The following is a 20371-nucleotide window of genomic DNA, read 5'->3' on the forward strand; positions in this document are numbered from 1 at the left end:
AAGGGGCATCAGCCCTGGGCGCCGCTGGTACTGCGCAGGCCAAAGCCCGCCTGCGGCGCCTCCTTGAATCGGTCCTTGAGCACACGGCGCAGCAGCTTGCCGGTCTCCAGCCGGGGCAGGCTGGGCTCGAACACCAGGCGCTGCGGCCGCTTGACCTTGGACAGACTGCCGGCTGCCTGGTCGACGATCGCGCGTGCCATCGCCTCGTCGGGCGCAAAGCCGGGCTTGAGCACCACGACGGCCAGGGTCTGCTCGCCAAAGTCCTCATCGGGCACGCCGACGACGGCGACTTCTTCCACCGCCGCATGCTGGGCCAGCGCGTTCTCGATTTCTTGCGGGTAGAGATTGACCCCGCCCGACAGAATCAGGTCGGCGCGCCGGTCGCTCAAAAACAAAAAGCCCTCGGCATCAACATGGCCGATATCGCCATAGGTGGCCCAGCCGCGCGCATCGATGGCCTCGCGCGTCTTACGCTCATCATTGAGGTACTGGAAAGCACCGCCGCCCGAGAAATAGACCCGGCCCACCTCCCCCACGCCCAGCTCCTCGCCCTCGTCGCCCACGATGTGCAGCTGACCGCTGATGGCCCGGCCGACCGAGCCCGGCCGCGCACGCCACTGGGCCGAGTCGATCAAGGTGGTGCCGCAGCCTTCGGAGCCAGCGTAGTACTCCAGCAAGATATCGCCCCACCAGTCCAGCATGCCCTGCTTGACGGCCACCGGGCAGGGCGCTGCTGCATGGATCGCCACGCGGTGGCTGTCCAGCCGGTAGCGGCGTTTGGTCTCGTCCGGCAGCCTGAGCAGGCGCCCCAGCATCGTCGGCACCCACTGGCTGTGGGTCACCTGGTAACGCTCGATCAGCGCCAGCGCCTGCTCGGGGTCAAAGCGGCTCATGATGATGGCCGAGCCGCCGACATCCAGGGTGCGCAGGCTGTAGCGCAACGGCGCTGCATGGTAAAGCGGCGCGGGCGAGAGGTAGACAGCATCGTTGTCAAACCGCATGCTGCGCATCCATGCTGCTACCTCGGGGTCGCGTTGCTGGCGGTAGGCCGGCGCCAGCAGCGGCTTCTTGATGCCCTTGGGCCGGCCGGTGGTGCCGCTGGAGTACAGCAGATCGCGACCCAGTGGGCGCGTGCTCAGGTCGATCTCTGCACCCAGGGGCACAGCGGCCAGCGCATCGGCCAAAGGCGCCACACCAGGCGTGTCGCCATCGACCGAATAGCAGGCCAGCGCCAGGCCCTGCACCGCCTCTTGCGCAGTCGGCCAGGTCTTGCTGGACACCAGCAGCATTTTGGCGCCGCTGTCCTGGGCGATATAGGCCACCTCGGCGGCGGTCAGGTGCGTGCTGATAACGGCGGCATACAGGCCGGCCAGCCGCGCGGCCAGCACCAGCTGCATGATTTCATAGCGGTTCTCCAGCAGCACCGCGATGGTCTCCTCGGCCTGCAGCCCCTGCTGGGCCAGCCACTGCGCCATCTGCTCTGCGCCCTGCGCTATCTCGCCTGCGGTGTAGCGCCGGCCGGTATCGGCCTGCGTCAAAACCACCCGCTCGGGCTGGGCCTGGGCCCAGCTGAAGAAGTTGTGCATCTCCTCGGTCTCCGTGGTGCACAGCCAATCGCAGCACGCAATCACCTGTGTTACAGCTTTACTCTAATTTTGAATCTTCCGTCTCGAATTTCGAGAGTTCAGGGACAGTATCTGGTGTTTGCTCTGAAATTTGCTGCGGGTAAATACCAGTAGGTATTCGGTTTTTTGAAACCTATCATTAATTTAATGATCCACAAGTCTCATTAAATGATGAAAACACCCGTCATAGTCGATGCCATCCGCAGCCCCATGGCCCGGGCCAAACCCGATGGCGCCCTGGCCGAACTCCACCCGGTGGACCTGCTCTCCCAAGTGCTGGAGCAGCTGGTCGCCCGCAACCAGCTCGACCCCGCCACCGTCGATGATGTGATCTGCGGCTGCGTCAGCCAGGCCGGCGAGCAGGCCGGCACCCCCGGGCGCCTGGCCTGGCTGGCCGCTGGCCTGCCCGCGCATGTGCCCTCCACCACCATCGACCGCAAATGCGGCTCCAGCCAGCAGGCGGTGCACTTTGCGGCGCAGGCCATCATGTCGGGCACGCAGGACATCGTCATCGCCTGCGGTGTCGAATCGATGAGCCGGGTGCCGATGGGCAGCTCGCGCATGGGCAAAAACACCACCGGCGCCCGCTTTGACGAGCGCCATGCCCCGGGCCTGGTGGGCCAGGGCGTGTCGGCTGACTTGGTGGCCGCCAAATGGGGCCTGTCGCGCAGCGATCTGGATGCCTATGCCGCCCGCTCGCACCAGCGCGCCCATGCGGCCCAAAGCAGCGGCGCGTTTGCGCGCGAGATCGTGCCCATCCGCAGCCCCCTCGGCCTCGTCAGCGCCGACGAGACCATCCGCGCCAGCACCACGCCCGAGAAGCTTGCCGGCCTCAAGGCCGTGTTCGAGAGTGAAGAACTCTCGGCCCGCTTTCCGCAGATCCAGTGGAGCACCACGGCCGGCAATGCCTCGCAGATGACCGATGGCGCCAGCGCCATGCTTATCATGAGCGAGGAGCGCGCACTGCAACTGGGCCTGCGCCCCCGCGCCCGCTTTGTGGCCTTTGATGTCGTCGGCGACGACCCGCTCTACATGCTGACCGCCCCCATCCCCGCTACCCAGCGCGTGCTGGCCAAGGCGCGCATGCAGCTGGGCGACATTGCGCACTACGAGATCAACGAGGCCTTTGCCTCGGTGCCACTGGCTTGGCAAAAAGAGCTGGGCGCCGATGGCGAGCGCCTGAACCCACGCGGCGGCGCGATTGCGCTGGGCCACCCGCTGGGTGCATCGGGCCTGCGGTTGATGACCACGATGCTGCATGCGCTGGAAGACAGCGGTGAGCGCTATGGCCTGCAGTCGATGTGCGAGGCGGGCGGTATGGCCAACGCCACGATTATTGAGGTGCTGCGCTAAGTGCCTCAGAGAGCCATCACAACGGCTCCATCGAATTGAACGTTTGAACTGACAAGGATTTTTGAGATGCAATTGACCCAAGGAATGACCGCCCTCGTGACCGGCGGCGTATCGGGGCTGGGCGAAGCCAGCGCCGTGGCCCTGCTGGAGCGCGGCCTGAACGTGGTGGCAGTGGATTTAAACGAAGAGCGCGGCGCGGCGATGGAAAAGCAGTACGCCGGCCAGCTGAAGTTCGTCAAGGCCGATGTGGCCGATGCCGAGCAGATGCAAAAGGCCGTGTCTGCTGCGCAGGCCTGGGGCCAGTTCCGTGCGCTGGTGCACTGCGCCGGCATCGGCGGCCCCGTGCGTTTGATCGAGAAAGACGGCAGCCCCGGCTCGCTGGAAAAGTACACGAACATCATCCGCATCAACCAGATCGGCACCTTCAACACCTTGCGCCTGTCGGCGGTGGCCATGGCGCAGAACGAGCCGCTGGAAGGCGAGCGCGGTGCCTGCGTGCTGACCGCCTCGGTGGCAGGCTACGAAGGCCAGATCGGCCAGATCCCCTATGCCTCGTCCAAGGCCGCCGTCATCGGCATGACCATCGTCGCCGCGCGCGACCTGGCCTCCAAGATGATCCGCGTCTGCACCATTGCCCCGGGCCTGTTTGACACCCCCATCCTCGCCAAACTGCCCGAGAACGTGCGCCAGTCGCTGGCCGCCTCGGTCCCCAACCCGGCGCGCCTGGGCCGCCCGCCCGAGTACGCGATGACGGCGCTGCACATTCTGGAGAACCCGATGCTGAACGGCGAAACCATCCGCCTCGACGGCGCCATCCGCATGCAACCGCGCTGAGCCGCACTGCCCTGCACCCAACAGTCTGTTGAAAGGTCCCCATGTCTGGCTCTGAAACCGCAGAACTCCTGGTCGAAACCCGTGGCCCAGTGCTCATCATGCAGCTCAACCGCCCTCATGCGCGCAATGCCGCCACCCTGGAGATGGCGGAGGCGATGGCCAGCGCGCTCGATGCACTGGACAGCCAGCAGGAGCTGCGGGTGGGCATCATCACCGGCGCAGGCGGCAGCTTTTGCGCCGGCATGGACCTGAAGGGCTTTTTGCAGGGCAAGCGCCCCAGCCTGCCGGGGCGCGGCTTTTGCGGGCTGACGATGCGGCCCCCTGCCAAGCCGCTGATCGCGGCGGTGGAAGGCTATGCACTGGCCGGTGGCTTTGAAGTGGCGCTCGCCTGCGACCTGATCGTGGCCGCTCGCGATGCCAAGTTCGGCCTGCCCGAAGTCAAGCGTGGCCTGGCCGCATCGGCCGGTGGCCTGCTGCGCCTGCCCAAACGCCTGCCCTACCACGTGGCGATGGAATGCATCCTCACCGGCGATATGTTTGGCGCCGAGCGCTTTGCCCAGCTGGGCCTGGTCAACCGCCTGACGGAGCCCGGCGGCGCGCTGGATGCCGCACTGGCACTGGCGCAAACCATTGCCGCCAATGGCCCGCTGGCTGTGGCCGCTAGCAAGCAGGTGGCTAGCCAGTCGGGCGAATGGCCGCTGGCGGAGATGTTTGACCGCCAGGCCGAGATCACCGCACCCGTCTTCAGCTCGCAGGATGCGCGCGAAGGCGCGGCCGCCTTTGCGGAAAAACGCCCACCGGTCTGGAAGGGTGCCTGAACCTAGACCGCCCGGAACTCTGAGTCGCACAGCCCTTAGACGCGCCATAGAAGCGCGCAACAGGAGACAAACCTATGCCACGTACCTACCTTCTCCGCCAGCCCCTGCGGGCCTTGGCGGCCCTGGCGCTGCTCGCCAGCGCGCTTAGCGCCCATGCCGAGGCCAACTGGCCGACCCGCACCATCACCTTGATCGTGCCCGGCGCGGCCGGCGGATCGACCGACATCCCCGCGCGCCTGCTGGCCCAAAAGCTGGGGCAGCGCCTGAGCCAGTCGGTGATCGTCGACAACAAACCCGGGGCCGGTGGCAGCCTGGGCGCCAGCCTGGTGGCGCGCGCCCAGCCCGATGGCTACACGGTATTGGTGGGCAACAGCGGCTCCAATGCGATCAACTACACGGCCTATAAAAAACTCAGCTACAAGCCCACGGACTTTGCCCCGCTGACGGACATGATCTCGTTCGCCAACGTGCTGGTGGTGCCCGCCAAGTCGCCAATCCTGAGCCTGGATGCGCTGGTGGCCGCTGCCAAAGCCCAGCCGGGCAAGCTGTCGTTTTCTTCGGCCGGTGTGGGCCAGACCACGCACCTGATGGGCGAGCTCTTCAAGGAACGCACGGGCACCGATGTGGTCCATATCCCCTACAAGGGATCGGCCCCCGGCACCATGGCCATCGTGACCGGCGAAACCCAGTTCATGTTTGACAACATGACCGCCTCGCTGGTCCACATCAAGGACGGCAAGCTGCGCCCCTTGGCCGTCACCGGCGACCAGCGCGAGCCCGATCTGCCCGAGGTGCCGACGATGACCGAGCTGGGCATGCGCAACTTCAACCAGGTCGGGTGGATGGGCTTTTTTGTGCCCGCCAAGACACCGCCTGAGGTGCAGAAAAAGCTGGCCGAGAACCTGCAGGCCGTGCTGCAGGACCCCGACATCATGCGCCGCTACCGCGAGCTGGGTGGCCGCCCCGGTGGCATGCCCCAAGCCGGTTTTGCCAAGCTGGTGGCCGATGACCAGCAGACCTGGGGCGCGCTGATCCAAAGCCAGCAGCTGCAGCTGGATTGAGGCGACGTGTTCATGCCAAAAATACCTCCCGCTTCCACACGCACCCCGCTGCCTTTCTACTGGCCCAAAGGCGTCTCGCGCGACCTGCGCGTGCCCCGCATCAGCCTGGATGACAACCTAACGGCTTCGGCCCAACGCTACCCGGACAAGGCCGCCATCATCTACGCAGGCGCCAGCAGCAGCTATGCCCAGCTGCTGGCCCAGGTGGAGGCGCTGGCCGGCTTCTTGCAGCAGCGCCTGCAACTGGCACCGGGCCAGCGTGTGCTGCTGCAAAGCCAGAACTGCCCGCAGTTTGTCATCGCCTGCTATGCCATCTACCGCGCCGGTGGCGTAGTGGTGCCGGTGAGCGCAATGACGACGGCCACGGAGCTGCGCTACTACGCCGACAACAGCGGCGCGCGTCTGGCCATCGTCGCCCAGGAGCTGCTGGCCAGTGCCCAGCCCTGTGTGGACGAGGGCCTGCTCGATGCGGTGCTGGTCCATGCCTACAGCGATGCGCTGCCCGCATCGCCGCCCGATGCCCTGCCCGAGGTGGTGACCGCCCCGCGTCTGCCATTGCCCGCCGGCCCCTACCATGGCTTTGCCGCAGCGCTGGCGCTGCAGCTGGCGCCCGGCCCGCGTGTGGCGCAGGCGGACATGCTGGCCACCATCCCCTACACCTCGGGCACCACCGGCCACCCCAAGGGCTGCATGCACAGCCACCATTCGGTGCTGGCGTCGCTCACCGGCTCGCGCCTGTGGCGCGGCTTCAATGACGACCTGGTGTTTCTGTCGGTGGCGCCGATGTTCCACATGCTGGGCACGCAGTACGGCATGAACATGCCCATTGCCGTGGGCGGCACGGTGGTAATGATGCCGCGCTGGGATGCACTGCTGGCAGCGACCTTGATCGAGCGCCACCAGGTCACCGCCTGGACGGCGCCGCCCAGCATGGTGATCGACCTGTTCAGCCAGGCCGCTGCGCATGGGCTGGACCTGTCGAGCCTGGCCATGCTGGCCGGCGGCGGCGCGGCCATGCCCGAGGCCGTGTCGCAGATGCTGGCCGAGCGCTATGGCCTGCACTACAGCGAAGGCTATGGCCTGACCGAGACCGCCGCCTTCTTGCACGCCAATCCGCCCGGCCACACCAAGCGCCAGTGCCTGGGCGTCCCCACCCAGGGCGTGCATTCGATGATCGTTGACCCCGAGACCCTGGAAGAGCTGCCCGCTGGCGAAGTGGGCGAGCTGGTCTCCAGCGGCGAACAGGTGATGCAGGGCTACTGGCGCAATGACGAGGCCAACCGCGAGGCCTTTTTTGAGCGCCATGGCCGGCGCTACTTTCGCACCGGTGACCTGGCCTCGGTGGACGAAGACGGCTACTACTTCATGCGCGACCGTCTCAAACGCATGATCAATGCCAACGGCTACAAGGTCTGGCCCGCCGAGGTGGAGAACATGCTCTACAGCCACCCGGCCGTGCTGGAGGCCTGCGTGATTGCCGTGCCCGACGCCAAGCGCGGCGAATCGGTCAAGGCGCTGCTGGTGCTGCGGCCCGGCGCGCAGGCGTCGGCGGACGAGATCATCGGCTGGAGCCGTGAACAGATGGCCGCCTACAAGGTGCCGCGCGCGGTGGACTTTCTCGCCGCGCTGCCCAAATCCGCCACCGGCAAGATCCAGTGGCGCGCACTGCAGGAGGCGGCGCAGCAAGCCGCTGCCTCCTCCCTTTCTTTGCATACGGAACACCCATGAGCTCTTTCTCCTTTCGCCACCAGCATGTGTTTGTCGCAGGCGGCAGCAGTGGCATCAACCTGGGCATTGCCAAGGCCTTCGCCCGCGCCGGCGCGCATGTCGTGGTCATGAGCCGCTCGGCCGACAAGGTGGCCCAGGCCGCCGCCGAGCTGGAGGCGCTGGGTGCCCAGGCCCTGGGCCTGAGCGCCGATGTGCGCGACCCCGATGCCGTGCAGGCCGCGCTGGCGCAGGCACATGCCCGCTTTGGCCCCATCGATGTGTTGGTCTCGGGCGCCGCAGGCAACTTTATTGCACCGGCCAAGGACCTGTCGCCCAATGGCTTTAAGACCGTTGTCGATATCGACCTCAATGGCAGCTTCCATGTGCTGCGCCTGGCCTACCCGATGCTGCGCAAGCCCGGCGCCAGCGTCATCAATATTTCGGCGCCGCAAGGCGTCAACCCCACCATGTACCAGGTCCATGCCTGCGCAGCTAAGGCCGGCATCGACATGATGACCAAGGTGCTGGCGCTGGAATGGGGCGAGGATGGCATCCGCGTCAACAGCATCTCGCCCGGCCCCATCGGCGATACCGAAGGCATGCGCCGCCTGGCGCCGACTGCCGATGCGCTGGAGCGCGCCGTCTCTACCGTGCCGCTGCTGCGCATGGGCAGTACTGACGATGTCGCCCACATGGCCCTGTTCCTGTCGTCCGAGCTGGCCAGCTATGTGACCGGCGCCATCATCCCCGTCGATGGCGGCTCCGCACTGCGCGGCGGGCGCGACATGCGAGCCTCCTATGTACCCCGGAGCGCCGCATGAGTCGCAACTACGAACGCATCATTTTTGAACGCCAGGACGGCGTGGCCACCCTGCGCTTTAACTACCCGGCCAAGCGCAATGCCTTTGACCCGCAGATGCGCGAGGAGATGGCAGAGGTGGTGCGCCTGGTGCAGACCGACGCCAGCCTGCGTGCGCTGGTGCTGACCGGCGAGGGCAGCCACTTCTGCTCAGGCGGTGACCTGGGCAATATTGCGGCATCGGGCCTGGACAATGCCGGCTGGCGCGCACGGCTGTCCAGCCTGCACCACTGGCTCAAGGACCTGATGCTGCTGGACAAACCGGTGATTGCGGCGGTGGACGGCGCGGCCTATGGCGCGGGCTTCAGCCTGGCTTTGGCGGCGGACTTCATCATTGCGTCAGACCGGGCGCGCTTTGCGATGTCCTTTATCCGCGTGGGTGTCGTGCCCGATTGCGCGGCCTTCTACACCTTGCCGCGTGTGGTGGGCGTGCAGCGCGCGCGGGAGCTGATGCTCTCGGGCCGCGAGGTCTCCGCGCAGGAGGCCTTGCAGCTGGGCATTGCCAGCGAACTGGTGGCCCCCGAGCAGTTGCAGGCACGGGCCCAGGCGATTGCGCACAGCTTTGTGGGTGCCTCGCCGGTGGCGCTGAGCTTGATCAAACGCTCGCTCGCGATGGCCGCCAACGACCTGCCCGCGCTGCTGGAGCAAGAGGCCAATGCCCAGGCGCTGGCGATGGGCACGGCCGAGCACCGCGACGCCGTGCAGGCCTTTTTGAACAAGCAGCCTGCGCCGTTCCAGTGGCCAGCAAAGGCCTGAAAAAACCGGTTTAGTCGCTGCTGGTGGTGCCGCGCTTTTTTGGCGGCTCCATCGCATTGCGGCGGCTCAGGCCCGCCCGCCCGGCCTTGCTCCAGTCATACAGCTCTCCATCGGGCGTGCGGCCGCCTTCCACTGCCGCTACCCCTAGTTGGCCGACCATGTCGCGCAGCTCGGACGACATCACCACATGCGCATGGCGCGGGTCCGCGCGCAAGCGCTGGCATTGCGCCAGCGCCTCACTCATCTGCTGGTCGCTATAGGCCAGGCACTGCGGCTGCCAGTTGGGCTGCTCGCCCTCGGCATCCTCGGCGTTGTTGCGCAGGTAAAAAACCACGATGCCCATCGGCAACTCCCTTGATCTGTGCCCGGCCAGGCGCTGCCCAGGCAGGGCAGCATTGTCGCACCCCGGCGCAGTCTGGCGCGCTCAACGGCGCCAGGCAGCGCTGCCATCCCCTGCGCTCACCTGCGCCAGTACGGCCTCGGTATGCGCTCCAGCGGCGCACATCTCGGGCGTGTCGTAGGCCTGGCCGTCAAAGCGCGGTGCGGGCGTCGCCTGCAACACGCCGCCTTGCTGGTGGTACACACCACGCGCCTGCATATGCGGGTGGGCGGCGGCCTCCAGCGGGCTCAGCACCGCGCCAAAGCAGACATCGCTGCCTTCAAAGACTTGCTGCCAATGCGCGCGCGGCTCGGTGATGAACAGTGCCTGGAGGCGCGCGCGGCGGCGCGGCCAAAAGGCCTTGTCCCATTGCGACTGGGGCGCGGCAAAGTCTGGGTCGTCCGCCAGGTCCAAGCTCTGCAGCAGCAGCGCATAGAACTGCGGCTCGATGCTGCCGATGGTGATGTGCTGGCCATCGGCGCAGACATAGGTGTCGTAGAACGGTGCGCTGTCGTGGATGCTTTCGCCACGCACATCGGCGACGATGCCGCGCTGGCGGGCGCTCAGCGCCAGGTTCAGCATATGGGCAGCGCCATCGACAATGGCAGCATCCACCACGCTGCCCTTGCCGCTGCTGCGCGCCTGGATCACGCCGGCGAGCAAGCCGGTCATCAGGTAGAGTGCGCCGCCGCCGATATCGCCGACCATCGCAAACGACGACACCGGCCGCGCATCGGCGGGGCTGCAGCCCCAGAGCGCGCCGGATACTGCGGCGTAGTTGTTGTCATGGCCGGCGCGCGGGGCCAGCGGGCCGGTTTGGCCCCATCCCGTCATGCGGCCGTAGACCAGCTTTGGGTTCAGCGCCTGGCACTCGGCCGGGCCTAGGCCCAGGCGCTCCATCACGCCGGGGCGCATGCCCTCGATCAGTACATCGGCATCGCGCACCAGGGCCAGCACCAGGGCCTTGCCCTCGGCGCTTTTCAGGTCGGCAAACACCGAGCGCTTGCCCCGGTTGAGCAGGTTGCCGGTAGGGGCGCTGCCCTTTTCCTCGCGCACGATGGAGATCACCTCGGCGCCCAGATCGGCCAGGTGCATGGCGCAGAAAGGGCCCGGGCCCAGGCCACCAATCTCCAGCACCTTGATGCCGTCCAATACTTTCATGCTTGTCTCCTGTGGTTGTTTTTTGTGCTGCGCTGCCCGCTCGGATCAGGACAGGCTGGAGGTGCCGATCAGGCCTTCGAGTGAGCGCACCAGGGTCACCAGGCGCGGGCCGATATCGGTCTCCAGCTCGCGGCTCTTGGGGTTGTAGGTAGGGACCGAGGCGCCAAACACCCAGCGCTCGCCATCGATGGGTTGCGACAGTGGCACCGCAATCGACAGAATCTCGCGGTGCAGATCGCCATGGCTGCGGCAAAAGCCGTGCAAGGCCAGGTCCTGGCGCGCATCGTCCAGGCGCTCGCGCAGCAGCGCAGCGCGCTCGGGCGCGCGGCCATCCAGCTCGTCCAGGTAGGCCTGGCGCTCGGCCTCGCTCTGGCCCAGCAGGTAGGCGCGGCCAGTCGCTGTGCGCACCAAAGATACCGCTACGCCGATCTCGGGGGTGAAGACCTTGTTGTCCATGCCATTGGCCAGCTCGGCCAGCACCAGGCGCCGGCCCTCGCCCACCGCCAGCTGGATCTGGCCGCCCATGTAGTTGGCCAGCTCCTGCATCTGCGGGCGGGCAAACTGCCGCACGGTCATGCGCGACAGCAGGGGCGATGCCAGGTTGAGCACCCCTATGCCCAGCACATACTTGGACAGGCGCTCCGAATAGCGCAGCAGGCCCAGCTCGCACAGGGTTTCGGTCAGGCGGAACAAGGTGGGCTTGGGCAAACCCGTCAGGTCCATCAGCTCTTTGCCACTGAGTTCTTGCTGCTTGTTGTTAAAGCACTGCAAAATACTGACGCCGCGCACCAAGGCGCTGACCAGTTTTCCATCCGCTTCAGAATTCATATTTCAGTATAAAAGTTACTTATTGCGAGACTCTTGTCTCGATTTATGAAATTCTAATCGGGATTGGCCTGATATTGGCAGCTTGTATTCCCCCTTGATGCCCCCAGCCGCCCAATGGCGGCAATCTGCAACACTCCCACCTGCCATGAGCCTGAACCAACACGGTCTGCCTACCCGCGTTCCCGCCATCGCCGCCATCGGCCAGCTGCTGGCGGACCGGCAATTGCCCGCGGCCGAGCGCCAGCAAGCACTGGATCTGCTGGTGCAAGACCATGCCGACTTGGACGAGGTGGAAAGCCAGGCCGCGCTGTGGGCCATTGCCCAGATGGGGCGCGATGCAGCGGCCTGCACAGCACTGCTGGCCTGCGCCGATACCTGGTTGCAAAGCGCAGAGATGGCGCAGCCGTTTTTGGATGGCTATGCCCAGGTCTGCGGCCACAGCATCGTGCCCGCTGCAGTGCCGGCCTTTGCCCAACTGCAGCAGCTGGCGCAGCACGATGCCGAACTGGCTGCGCGCCTGCCCACCTTTACGAAAGCGACCTGATGTCCCTGCTGACCACCACCGCCCTGTTTGTGCTGACGGCGATTGCCGAGATCGTGGGCTGCTACCTGCCTTATCTCTGGCTCAAGGACAAGGCACCAGCCTGGGTGCTGCTGCCCGCAGTGCTGGCGCTGCTAGCCTTTGTCTGGCTGCTGAGCCTGCACCCGACTGCATCGGGCCGGGTGTATGCCGCTTATGGCGGGGTCTATGTGACGACGGCGATTGCCTGGCTGTGGCTGGTCGATGGCATCCGCCCCAGCGGCTGGGACATCGCCGGCGTGGCGCTGTGCCTGGCGGGCATGGGCGTAATCATGGTGGGCGCGGCGCAGCGCTGAGCGCGCGCCCGGGTCCGCCAATTAAGCTTTATTGGCAGCGCGGCGGGCTTGCACCGCCTGCGCCAGCTGGGCCAGCACCGGCAGGGTCTGCTCCATGCTGATGCAGGCATCGGTGAGCGAGACGCCATAGGCCAGCGGCTGGCCTTCAACGATGTCCTGCCGACCTTCGTGGATATGGCTCTCGATCATCACGCCAGTGATGCGGCGGTCGCCGGCGGCCAGTTGCTGGGCCACATCGGCAGCCACATCGATCTGGCGCCGGTGCTGCTTGCTGCTGTTGGCATGCGACAGGTCGATCATCACCTGCTCGCGCAGGCCGCCTTTGGCCAGCACCTCGCAGGCGGCCTGCACATCGGCCGCGCTGTAGTTGGGCTGTTTGCCGCCGCGCAGGATGATGTGGCAGTCCTGGTTGCCCCGGGTCTCAAAAATGGCGCTCTGGCCCATCTTGGTCATGCCCATGAAAGCATGCTCGGACTGCGCGGCCAGGATGGCGTCACTGGCCACCTTGACGCCACCATCGGTGCCGTTCTTGAAGCCCACCGGGCAGGACAGGCCGCTGGCCAGCTGGCGGTGGCTCTGGCTCTCGGTCGTGCGGGCACCAATGGCGCCCCAGCTGACCAGGTCGCTGATGAATTGGGGCGACAGCAGGTCCAGAAACTCGGTGCCCGCCGGCAGGCCCAGCGCCAGAATATCCAGCAGCAGGCGGCGTGCCAGCTCCAGCCCCTCGTTGACGGCAAAGCTGCCATCCAAGTGCGGGTCGTTGATATAGCCCTTCCAGCCCACCGTCGTGCGCGGCTTCTCGAAGTAGACGCGCATCACCACCAGCAGGTCGTCCTTCAAGGCCTCGGCCTGCACCTTGAGCTGACGGGCATAGTCCATCGCCAGGTCATGGTCGTGGATGGAGCAAGGGCCGACCACGACGACCAGGCGGTCGTCCTGGCCATGCAGGATCTTGGAGATGGCCGCGCGGCTCGATTCCACCAGCTGGTAGGCCTCGTCGGTGATCGGCAGCCACTCCTCCAACAAGGCGGGCGTGATCAGCGGGCGCACCACCTTGATGCGCGTGTCATCGATGCGGGTTTTGTCAACCGTGGAAAGCCGGGACGGGGACTTGCGAGGCACGGTGCCTGCGGCAATGGAAGAATCGGTCATCCCGCTATTGTCGCAGGGCCTGCAAACACGTTCGCAGGCCTAAGGCATCGCAGGATCAGGAGGAAGACAGCTTCATCAGCACCAGACCGCTGACGATCAGCAAGGCTGCCACCACGCGCATTGGTGTCAGCGCCTCGCCCAGCACCGTGATGCCGACGATAAACGCGCCCACGGCGCCAATACCCGTCCAGATCGTGTAGGCCGTGCCCAGCGGCAGGCTGCGCATCGCGACCGACAGCAGGCCAAAGCTGGCAATCATCGCCACCAGGGTGATTGCGCTGTATTTGATGTTGGTGAAGCCATTCGACTGCTTCATCGTGAACGCCCAAACCACCTCCAGCACACCGGCAACCAGCAAATAAACCCAGGCCATATCGAACTCCTTAGAAAAATGGAATCTTGGAATGGCCAGGCCGTCCTGGCGGTGGTGCGCGCCGCTGCTGCAGCGCCATGCAGGGCCGTCCCTGCGCAATGGGGTTCATGATAGCGGCGGGGCCTGCATAGGGCCAAGCCTCCGCTGGATCGCCCGTAGGGCTGTGGGTGGTTGGCGCGCCACAGCGGGCAGCGCACTCAGGCCAGGGATTCGGCCTCGGCCTCGGCGGGCTCCAACTGCAGCAGATTGCCGACCGTAGCGCCGTAATAGGTAGCGACGCGCTTGCGCTGCTTGAGCACCGCCTTGTCCTTGCTCACCAGCAAGGCGCGGTGCTGGCTGGCCAGGTCCAGAAAATGCTGGTCGTCCGGGTCCGTGCAGGTAAAGCGGATCTTGGGGGCGGCATCAACATACTGCACAGCGGCATCAAACGCAGCCATCACGCCTTCAGGCGACTTGCCGTAGTAGCTGACGCGCGGGGCGATCTGGCTGTAGTGCAGCACCCGCTCCAATTCAATGCGCTGGGCCTCGTCGGCAATCCAGCGCAAGGCGCCCTGGGCTACCAGCGCACGGATCGGCGGAATATGCGGATCATCAAAGATCAGCATGTCGAGCACGACATTGGTGTCCAGCACCACAGGCCGGGGCAAGGGCCCGGCGTAGCCTTCATTGCAGGAAGGCCACTTGAGGACGACCTTCACGCAGCGCTGCCGGGCCCGGCCTCGCTGTGGCGTGGCTTGTGCGCGCCCTTGCTCATGTCAAAGCGGAACAAGCGGCATTCGATCGGGCCGTTCCACATGGGGGTGCGGCGCGACTCTTTGAGACGCATCTTGCCGGGCAGCTTCAAATCAGGGGTCAGCAGCCAGGCGCTCCAGCCGCTGTAGTTCTTCTTCCAGTGGCTGGCCAGCTGGTTGAAGAACTCGCCACCGTCTTCGGTCTGCGCCGTCTCGCGCCCTGCGCGCTCGACCTGGCCCATGCGATCTGCTGCATTGCGCCCGGCGGTACCGGCCGCAGCAATACGCTCGCCATAGGGTGGGTTGAGCAGCATCATGCCGGGCTGCTCGCTGGGCGGCATGCGCTGCAGCGCATCGCCGCCGCGCAGCTCAATCGTCTCGGCCACACCGGCACGCTCGGCATTGCGCTGGGCAAAGTCGACCATGCGGAAGGAGATGTCCGAGCCGTAGATGCCCACCGGACTCTGGGGCAGGATGCGGCGCTCGGCCTCGTCCAGCATCGCTTCCCAGACATGGCGCTGGAAGGGCACCAGCTTTTCAAACGCAAAGCGGCGCAGGATGCCGGCGGGAATCTTGCGCGCAATCTGGGCCGCCTCGATCAGCACCGTGCCGCTGCCGCAGCAGGGGTCGTACAGCGGCTGCGGGTCGTCGCCATGGGGGTCCCAGCCGCTGGCGGCAATCATTGCAGCCGCCAGGGTTTCCTTCAGCGGCGCATCGCCCTTGTCCTCGCGCCAGCCGCGCTTGAACAGCGCCTCGCCCGAGGTATCGATATAGATGGTGGCGCCATCGGTGGTCAGGTGCAGGTGCACGCGCACATCGGGGTGGTGCGTCTCCACGCTGGGGCGCACGCCATGGCGGCCTTCGCGGAAACGGTCGGCAATGGCATCCTTGACGCGCAGCGCCGCAAAGTTGAGGCTGGTCAGCGGGCTGTGCTGCGAGGTGACCTCGATCTTGAAGGTCTCCTTGGGCGAGAACCAGATCTCCCAGGCCACCTCGCTGGCGGCGCGGTAGAGGTCGTTCTCGTTGCGGTACATGCTATGCGACAGCTCAATCAGCACGCGCTGTGCCAGGCGGCTGTGCAGGTTCAGCAGCAGCGCATCGCGCCACATGCCGCGCAGCATGACGCCGCCGCGCGCAACCAGCAGGTCCTGCCCGCTGGCGCCGGTGATGGCATGGACTTCGTCCGCCAAAAGGCCCTCGACGCCGGCGGCGCAGGGCAAAAACAAATGCAGTTGGTTCATAAGCAGGGGGGCAAGCATACGCGCTTGCCCCATTGTCCGCGCAAGCGCATGGGAATGGCCGACTGTGCCAGCCGCATTCGTAGACGGGAACAGATAGCACTACGGTAACAAGGACCCGGCTGCTATAGTGCGACTCCAGAGCGGGCCGCCGCCCAGTGCGCCAGGCCCTCCACCCAGAATACCCAAGAAAGAATGCGAATGCCATACCTTGGAGCCGGCGTACACGTCATCATTGCGCTGTTTTTTGCGGTCCATGCGGTGCGCAGCGGCCAGAACAACTACTGGCTGTTTGTGCTGCTGGCCTTCCCCTTCCTCGGCAGCGTGGTGTATTTCTTCGCGATTTACCTACCCAACTCGCGCCTGCAGCGCCATGCGCGCAGCCTGGCGAGCAACGCCGTCAAGGCGCTGGACCCCACCCGCGAGGTGCGCGATGCCCAGGCCGCATATGACTACAGCCCCACCGCCCAGAACGAGATCCGCCTGGCCCAAGCCTTGTTGGCCAATGGCCAGGCCGAGCCGGCTTTCAGGCACTTTGAAGCCAGCATGAAGGGCCCGTTTGCGAATGACCTGGAAATCCGTTGGGGCGCCGCGCAGGCCGCCTACCAGGCCAGCCAGCCGCAGCAGGCGCTGCAGCAGCTGCGGGTGATTGCCCAGGCCGATGTGCATTTCCGGGCCGAGGCCGTGGGCCTGCTGGTGGCCAAGGCCTATGCACAGTTGGGCGACCAGGAAATGGCCCGCAAGAGCTTTGATTTTGCGCGCCAGCACTCGGGCAGCTTTGATGTGATGGCCGAGTACGCCATCTGGGCCGCTGGCCAGGGCGACTGGCAGACCGCCAACGCACTGCAGGCCGAGCTGAACAAGGCGATGACCCCCTGGAGCGGCCAGCAGCGCCAGCTCAACCGCGAGATGCTGCAGCGCCTGAAAACCGCCTTCGCCACCCAGCCCAAATAAGCGCGCTGCCATCGGACGGATGCAATAGGCCTGCTGGCAGCAGGCCATCCAACCGCCCCGCAGGCCTTGCAGCGCGCCAGTTTGCGCTTGCGCAGACAGCCGCCGCAGCTAAAATCGCTGTCTATGGCAAAAATCATCGTTCTGGCCCTGGTGCTGCTTTTCTTTGGCTGCGGCCTCTATATGCACCTGCGCGGCAAGGTTCGGCACAAGCTGCTGCGCCAGCTGTTCGACCACTCCACTTTCACGGCGCCGTTCAATGTGTTCATGCTGATGTTCAGCAAGGTGCCGCGCACGCCCTACCTGCCCACCAGCACCTTCCCCGACCTGGCGCCCTTGCAAGCCAACTGGCGCGAGATCCGCGAAGAAGCCATCGGCCTGCAGAAGGCGATGCAGATCAAGGCAGCGGCCAACAACGACGATGCGGGCTTCAACTCCTTCTTCAAGACCGGCTGGAAGCGCTTCTACCTGAAGTGGTACGGCCAGGCCCACCCGTCGGCGATGGAGCTCTGCCCCAAGACCAGCGCACTGGTGCAATCGATCCCCGGCATCAAGGCCGCCATGTTTGCTGAGCTGCCGCCCGGCGCCAAGCTCAACCTTCACCGCGATCCCTATGCCGGCTCGCTGCGCTACCACCTGGCCGTTCTGGCGCCCAATGACGACCGCTGCATGATCGAAGTCGATGGCACGCCCTACAGCTGGCGCGAGGGCGAAGGCGTGATTTTTGACGAGACCTTTATGCATTGGGCCGAGAACCGGTCCGAGGGCAACCGCATCGTGCTGTTCTGCGATGTCGAGCGCCCCATGACCAATGGCTTTGCGCAGTGGCTCAACCGCTGGCTGGGCACGCATGTGGTGGCTGCTGCCAGCTCGCCCAACAACGAAGGCGATCCGCGCGGCTTTATCAGCCGCATCTTCAAGGTGTCGTTCTACATGGGCCAGTACCGCCGCCGCTTCAAGGCCTGGAACAAGACGGCCTACAAGCTGACCAAGTTCGGCCTGATGCTGGCCGTGCTGGCCTTGTTTATCTGGTGGCTCTGGCCCAAGTAAACTGGCGCCGTCTCAACGCAAAAACCGCAGTTCAACGAACTGCGGTTTTTTTATGCGCTGGGCCTTGAGCCCGCTGCGCCAACAACGCCTACAGCGCCTTGCGCAAACTGGCGGGCGGGATGCGCATTGCTTCACGGTATTTGGCCACCGTGCGGCGCGCGCATTCAATGCCCTGGGCCTGCAGCAGATCGGCGATTTTTGCGTCCGACAGCGGCTTCTTGGCGCTTTCCTCGTCCAGCAGTTGCTTGATCAGCGCCTTGACGGCGGTACTGGAGGCGCTGCCGCCGGTCTCGGTACCCAGGCCTGAGCCAAAGAAGTACTTCAGCTCAAAGGTACCCTGCGGCGTGGCCATGTACTTGGCGGTGGTCACGCGGCTGATGGTGGACTCGTGCAAACCCAGCTCATCGGCGATCTCGCGCAGCACCATGGGGCGCATGGCCAGCTCGCCATGCACAAAGAAATTGCGCTGCCGCTCCACAATGGCCTGCGACACGCGCAAGATGGTGTCAAAGCGCTGCTGGATGTTCTTGATGAACCAGCGCGCCTCCTGCAGGCGCTGCTGCAAGGCGCCATGGCCTTCGCTGCCCTTGTGGCTGCGCAAGGCATTGGCATAGACATCCTGCACGCGCAGGCGCGGCATCACTTCGGCATTGAGCTGCACGCTGAAGCCGGGCACCGGCAAACCGCGCTCATTGCTGGGGCGCACGATGACATCGGGAATGATGGCATTGCGGTCCACATCCGCATAGGGGCGGCCGGGCCGGGGCTCCAACTTGGCGATCAAGACCAGCGCGCTGCGCACTGCCGCTTCGTTGCAGCCTGTCAGCTGCATCAGCTTGCGCACATCGCGGCGCGCCAGCAGATCGAGTGATTCCTGGCAGACCAGCAAAGCCGTTTCCAGCGCCAGTGCATCGGCCTCGGGGGTGTCCGAGCCTTCTTCATCCAGCAGGCGTTGCCGCGCCTTGATCTGCAGCTGCATGCACTCAGACAGGTTGCGTGCACCCACCCCAAGGGGTTCCAGGCTTTGCAGCAAGCGCAGCGCGACCGTGAGGTGGTGGAGCAGCGCTTCATAGCGCTCGGGGTCGCTGGCATCGCCAAAGCTTTGCGCCAGCTCGGCCAAGGTCTCTTCCAGATAGCCGTCGTCGTTCAGCGATTCGATCAAGAAATAGAGTGCGGCCTGGCCCTCCTGGCACAAACGCAGTGACAGCGCCTGGCGGTGCAGCACATCCTGCAGGCTCAGGTGCTCGGAACGCCGGTCGGACAGCGGCGCTTCATCGTCGTCATCGCCCGAGCCCGCACTGGAGCGCGCGGGCAGGTCGCCCCCCCACTCTTCCCAGTCCGAGGCCGAGTCGCCGGAAGCGGCTTCCGCATCAACGCCCGTTTCCTTGCCCGCGCCAAAATCCAAAGGCAGGTCGGAAGGACCCGCCTCGAAATCGCTCGCGCTGCTGGTGTCGGTGCTGGCAGTGGTCTCGGTGGCTTTGTCGCCCACAGCGGCGGTCTCGGTGCCCTCGCTGGTGTCTTGGGCCGGTGCTTCCGCCCGTTCCGAATCAACAGCGTCATCGCCTTCGCGTTCCAGAAACGGGTTTTCATCGAGCATTTGCTCGACTTCCTGCGTCAGCTCTTGGGTGGACAGCTGCAGCAGACGGATGGACTGCTGCAATTGCGGCGTGAGGGTCAGGCTCTGCGATACACGCAGTGACAGCGAAGGCATCATGGCAGCGCCTCCGTGCCGACCACGGCAGATGGCATCCGACAAGCCCCAGCGGCCCGGCGGCGCAAGGCGGTATCTTGGCTGGCACGCCCGCCCGGGCGTGCGGCGTCACATACGGAAGTGCTCACCCAGATAGACCCTCCGCACCTCGGCGTTCTCCACAATCTCTTGCGGCGTGCCTGCGGCCAGCACCTTGCCATCGCTGATGATGCAGGCGTGGTCACAGATGCCCAGGGTTTCGCGCACATTGTGGTCGGTGATTAGCACGCCGATGCCGCGCTCTTTCAGGAAGGCGACAATGCGCTGGATCTCGATCACCGCAATCGGGTCGATACCGGCAAAGGGCTCGTCGAGCAGGATGAAACGGGGCTGGGTCGCCAGCGCGCGGGCGATCTCGACCCGGCGGCGCTCGCCACCGGACAGCGCCACGGAGGGCGACTCGCGCAGGTGCTCGACGCGCAGCTCCTGCAGCAGCGCGGTGAGCTGGCGCTCGACCTCGGCGCGCGACAGCGACTTGCCATGCTCGTCCTTTTGCAGCTCCAGCACGGCGCGCACATTGTCCTGCACGCTGAGCTTGCGGAAGATCGATGCCTCCTGCGGCAGGTAGGACAGGCCCAGCTGCGAGCGCTGGTGGATCGGCATATCGGCGACCGACTGGCCATCGATGCGGATGTCTCCGCCATCGCTGCGCACCAGGCCCACGATCATGTAGAACGAGGTGGTTTTGCCAGCACCATTGGGGCCGAGCAAACCCACCACTTCGCCTTTGCGCACCGACAGCGACACATCCTTGACCACCTTGCGGCTGCCATAGGACTTCTCCAGGTGCAACACCTCCAGCTGGCTGCGGTGGTCGCTGTTGGCGACCCGGGCATTGACGGAAATGGTCGAGGAGTTCTCTGCCACGG

Annotated in this window: 21 protein-coding genes; 11 read left to right on the forward strand and 10 right to left on the reverse strand. The window is 65.6% G+C overall.

From position 1 onward, the window contains the following. Nucleotides 1-8: 8 nt before the first annotated feature. Complete coding sequence (locus tag HS961_RS23155) at nt 9-1586, reverse strand: AMP-binding protein (protein ID WP_182325744.1); 1578 nt, start codon at nt 1584-1586, stop codon at nt 9-11. A gap of 210 nt (nt 1587-1796) precedes the next feature. Between HS961_RS23155 and HS961_RS23160 the strand changes: the two genes are divergently transcribed. The 7 genes from HS961_RS23160 to HS961_RS23190 all read left to right on the forward strand — a co-directional run bounded on the left by HS961_RS23160 (nt 1797) and on the right by HS961_RS23190 (nt 9013). Continuing rightward, entirely contained in the window at nt 1797-2978 is a 1182-nt protein-coding gene (locus HS961_RS23160) for a thiolase family protein (protein ID WP_182328409.1), read from the forward strand. Between the two features lie 66 nt (nt 2979-3044). Then, on the forward strand, nt 3045-3812 hold the full coding sequence (locus HS961_RS23165) for an SDR family NAD(P)-dependent oxidoreductase (protein WP_182325745.1): 768 nt from the start codon (nt 3045-3047) through the stop codon (nt 3810-3812). 41 nt (nt 3813-3853) lie between these two features. After that, nucleotides 3854-4630, forward strand: coding sequence for a crotonase/enoyl-CoA hydratase family protein (locus HS961_RS23170; protein ID WP_182325746.1), 777 nt, complete (start codon nt 3854-3856; stop codon nt 4628-4630). Nucleotides 4631-4704: 74 nt separating this feature from the next. Next, complete coding sequence (locus HS961_RS23175; protein ID WP_182325747.1) at nt 4705-5691, forward strand: Bug family tripartite tricarboxylate transporter substrate binding protein; 987 nt, start codon at nt 4705-4707, stop codon at nt 5689-5691. A 12-nt stretch (nt 5692-5703) separates the two neighbouring features. Beyond that, nucleotides 5704-7419 (forward strand): long-chain-fatty-acid--CoA ligase, encoded by a 1716-nt coding sequence (locus HS961_RS23180; protein WP_182325748.1) that lies wholly within the window; start codon nt 5704-5706, stop codon nt 7417-7419. After that, complete coding sequence (locus HS961_RS23185) at nt 7416-8219, forward strand: SDR family oxidoreductase (protein WP_182325749.1); 804 nt, start codon at nt 7416-7418, stop codon at nt 8217-8219. Before HS961_RS23180 ends, HS961_RS23185 begins: the two co-directional genes overlap by 4 nt. Then, on the forward strand, nt 8216-9013 hold the full coding sequence (locus tag HS961_RS23190) for an enoyl-CoA hydratase/isomerase family protein (protein WP_182325750.1): 798 nt from the start codon (nt 8216-8218) through the stop codon (nt 9011-9013). Before HS961_RS23185 ends, HS961_RS23190 begins: the two co-directional genes overlap by 4 nt. 10 nt (nt 9014-9023) lie before the next feature. Here the strand turns inward: HS961_RS23190 and HS961_RS23195 are convergent, their stop codons facing one another. From HS961_RS23195 to HS961_RS23205, 3 genes are all read right to left on the reverse strand, one after another. Further along, nucleotides 9024-9356 (reverse strand): hypothetical protein, encoded by a 333-nt coding sequence (locus tag HS961_RS23195; RefSeq protein ID WP_182325751.1) that lies wholly within the window; start codon nt 9354-9356, stop codon nt 9024-9026. Between the two features lie 81 nt (nt 9357-9437). After that, a complete protein-coding gene (locus HS961_RS23200; protein ID WP_182325752.1) occupies nt 9438-10553 on the reverse strand; it encodes a CaiB/BaiF CoA transferase family protein in 1116 nt (371 codons plus the stop codon). A gap of 45 nt (nt 10554-10598) precedes the next feature. Continuing rightward, the gene (locus HS961_RS23205; RefSeq protein WP_116926261.1) at nt 10599-11381 is read right to left on the reverse strand and encodes an IclR family transcriptional regulator; all 783 of its coding nucleotides are present in this window, start codon (nt 11379-11381) and stop codon (nt 10599-10601) included. A 145-nt stretch (nt 11382-11526) separates the two neighbouring features. Here HS961_RS23205 and HS961_RS23210 point away from each other — a divergent pair, with 145 nt between their 5' ends. Both HS961_RS23210 and HS961_RS23215 read left to right on the forward strand, forming a co-directional pair. Further along, nucleotides 11527-11925, forward strand: coding sequence for a hypothetical protein (locus HS961_RS23210; protein WP_182325753.1), 399 nt, complete (start codon nt 11527-11529; stop codon nt 11923-11925). After that, nucleotides 11925-12257 carry a YnfA family protein gene (locus HS961_RS23215; RefSeq protein WP_182325754.1) on the forward strand — a complete coding sequence of 111 codons (333 nt, stop codon included), beginning with the start codon at nt 11925-11927 and terminating at the stop codon, nt 12255-12257. The genes HS961_RS23210 and HS961_RS23215 overlap by 1 nt, the downstream gene beginning before the upstream one ends. Nucleotides 12258-12278: 21 nt before the next feature. Here the strand turns inward: HS961_RS23215 and HS961_RS23220 are convergent, their stop codons facing one another. The 4 genes from HS961_RS23220 to HS961_RS23235 all read right to left on the reverse strand — a co-directional run bounded on the left by HS961_RS23220 (nt 12279) and on the right by HS961_RS23235 (nt 15754). Beyond that, complete coding sequence (locus HS961_RS23220) at nt 12279-13409, reverse strand: 3-deoxy-7-phosphoheptulonate synthase (protein WP_182325755.1); 1131 nt, start codon at nt 13407-13409, stop codon at nt 12279-12281. 55 nt (nt 13410-13464) lie between these two features. After that, nucleotides 13465-13782, reverse strand: coding sequence for a DMT family transporter (locus tag HS961_RS23225; protein WP_182325756.1), 318 nt, complete (start codon nt 13780-13782; stop codon nt 13465-13467). Nucleotides 13783-13979: 197 nt separating this feature from the next. Then, nucleotides 13980-14480, reverse strand: coding sequence for a putative toxin-antitoxin system toxin component, PIN family (locus HS961_RS23230; RefSeq protein WP_182325757.1), 501 nt, complete (start codon nt 14478-14480; stop codon nt 13980-13982). Beyond that, nucleotides 14477-15754: a THUMP domain-containing class I SAM-dependent RNA methyltransferase gene (locus HS961_RS23235; protein ID WP_182325758.1), complete on the reverse strand. Its 1278-nt coding sequence runs from the start codon at nt 15752-15754 to the stop codon at nt 14477-14479. Before HS961_RS23235 ends, HS961_RS23230 begins: the two co-directional genes overlap by 4 nt. A gap of 198 nt (nt 15755-15952) precedes the next feature. Here HS961_RS23235 and HS961_RS23240 point away from each other — a divergent pair, with 198 nt between their 5' ends. Beyond that, nucleotides 15953-16705, forward strand: a complete 753-nt coding sequence (locus tag HS961_RS23240) for a hypothetical protein (protein WP_182325759.1) — start codon at nt 15953-15955, stop codon at nt 16703-16705. Between the two features lie 123 nt (nt 16706-16828). Continuing rightward, nucleotides 16829-17752, forward strand: a complete 924-nt coding sequence (locus HS961_RS23245) for an aspartyl/asparaginyl beta-hydroxylase domain-containing protein (protein WP_182325760.1) — start codon at nt 16829-16831, stop codon at nt 17750-17752. 88 nt (nt 17753-17840) lie between these two features. On the opposite strand, the gene rpoN is transcribed toward HS961_RS23245, so the two are convergent. Together rpoN and lptB are read right to left on the reverse strand one after the other, a co-directional pair. Beyond that, complete coding sequence (gene rpoN, locus HS961_RS23250) at nt 17841-19466, reverse strand: RNA polymerase factor sigma-54 (RefSeq protein ID WP_182325761.1); 1626 nt, start codon at nt 19464-19466, stop codon at nt 17841-17843. 105 nt (nt 19467-19571) lie between these two features. Continuing rightward, a complete protein-coding gene (gene lptB, locus HS961_RS23255) occupies nt 19572-20348 on the reverse strand; it encodes an LPS export ABC transporter ATP-binding protein (RefSeq protein WP_182328410.1) in 777 nt (258 codons plus the stop codon). Between the last annotated feature and the right edge of the window lie 23 nt (nt 20349-20371).

It is taken from the genome of Comamonas piscis, from assembly GCF_014109725.1.
Lineage (GTDB): Bacteria > Pseudomonadota > Gammaproteobacteria > Burkholderiales > Burkholderiaceae_C > Comamonas > Comamonas piscis.

What these genes read in the sequence shown, in the direction of transcription:
- HS961_RS23155 (WP_182325744.1), bottom strand. Translation starts at nt 1,586, where the DNA reads ATGCACAACTTCTTCAGCTGGGCCCAGGCCCAGCCCGAGCGGGTGGTT.
- HS961_RS23160 (WP_182328409.1), top strand. Translation starts at nt 1,797, where the DNA reads ATGAAAACACCCGTCATAGTCGATGCCATCCGCAGCCCCATGGCCCGG.
- HS961_RS23165 (WP_182325745.1), top strand. Translation starts at nt 3,045, where the DNA reads ATGCAATTGACCCAAGGAATGACCGCCCTCGTGACCGGCGGCGTATCG.
- HS961_RS23170 (WP_182325746.1), top strand. Translation starts at nt 3,854, where the DNA reads ATGTCTGGCTCTGAAACCGCAGAACTCCTGGTCGAAACCCGTGGCCCA.
- HS961_RS23175 (WP_182325747.1), top strand. Translation starts at nt 4,705, where the DNA reads ATGCCACGTACCTACCTTCTCCGCCAGCCCCTGCGGGCCTTGGCGGCC.
- HS961_RS23180 (WP_182325748.1), top strand. Translation starts at nt 5,704, where the DNA reads ATGCCAAAAATACCTCCCGCTTCCACACGCACCCCGCTGCCTTTCTAC.
- HS961_RS23185 (WP_182325749.1), top strand. Translation starts at nt 7,416, where the DNA reads ATGAGCTCTTTCTCCTTTCGCCACCAGCATGTGTTTGTCGCAGGCGGC.
- HS961_RS23190 (WP_182325750.1), top strand. Translation starts at nt 8,216, where the DNA reads ATGAGTCGCAACTACGAACGCATCATTTTTGAACGCCAGGACGGCGTG.
- HS961_RS23195 (WP_182325751.1), bottom strand. Translation starts at nt 9,356, where the DNA reads ATGGGCATCGTGGTTTTTTACCTGCGCAACAACGCCGAGGATGCCGAG.
- HS961_RS23200 (WP_182325752.1), bottom strand. Translation starts at nt 10,553, where the DNA reads ATGAAAGTATTGGACGGCATCAAGGTGCTGGAGATTGGTGGCCTGGGC.
- HS961_RS23205 (WP_116926261.1), bottom strand. Translation starts at nt 11,381, where the DNA reads ATGAATTCTGAAGCGGATGGAAAACTGGTCAGCGCCTTGGTGCGCGGC.
- HS961_RS23210 (WP_182325753.1), top strand. Translation starts at nt 11,527, where the DNA reads ATGAGCCTGAACCAACACGGTCTGCCTACCCGCGTTCCCGCCATCGCC.
- HS961_RS23215 (WP_182325754.1), top strand. Translation starts at nt 11,925, where the DNA reads ATGTCCCTGCTGACCACCACCGCCCTGTTTGTGCTGACGGCGATTGCC.
- HS961_RS23220 (WP_182325755.1), bottom strand. Translation starts at nt 13,409, where the DNA reads ATGACCGATTCTTCCATTGCCGCAGGCACCGTGCCTCGCAAGTCCCCG.
- HS961_RS23225 (WP_182325756.1), bottom strand. Translation starts at nt 13,782, where the DNA reads ATGGCCTGGGTTTATTTGCTGGTTGCCGGTGTGCTGGAGGTGGTTTGG.
- HS961_RS23235 (WP_182325758.1), bottom strand. Translation starts at nt 15,754, where the DNA reads ATGAACCAACTGCATTTGTTTTTGCCCTGCGCCGCCGGCGTCGAGGGC.
- HS961_RS23240 (WP_182325759.1), top strand. Translation starts at nt 15,953, where the DNA reads ATGCCATACCTTGGAGCCGGCGTACACGTCATCATTGCGCTGTTTTTT.
- HS961_RS23245 (WP_182325760.1), top strand. Translation starts at nt 16,829, where the DNA reads ATGGCAAAAATCATCGTTCTGGCCCTGGTGCTGCTTTTCTTTGGCTGC.
- rpoN (WP_182325761.1), bottom strand. Translation starts at nt 19,466, where the DNA reads ATGATGCCTTCGCTGTCACTGCGTGTATCGCAGAGCCTGACCCTCACG.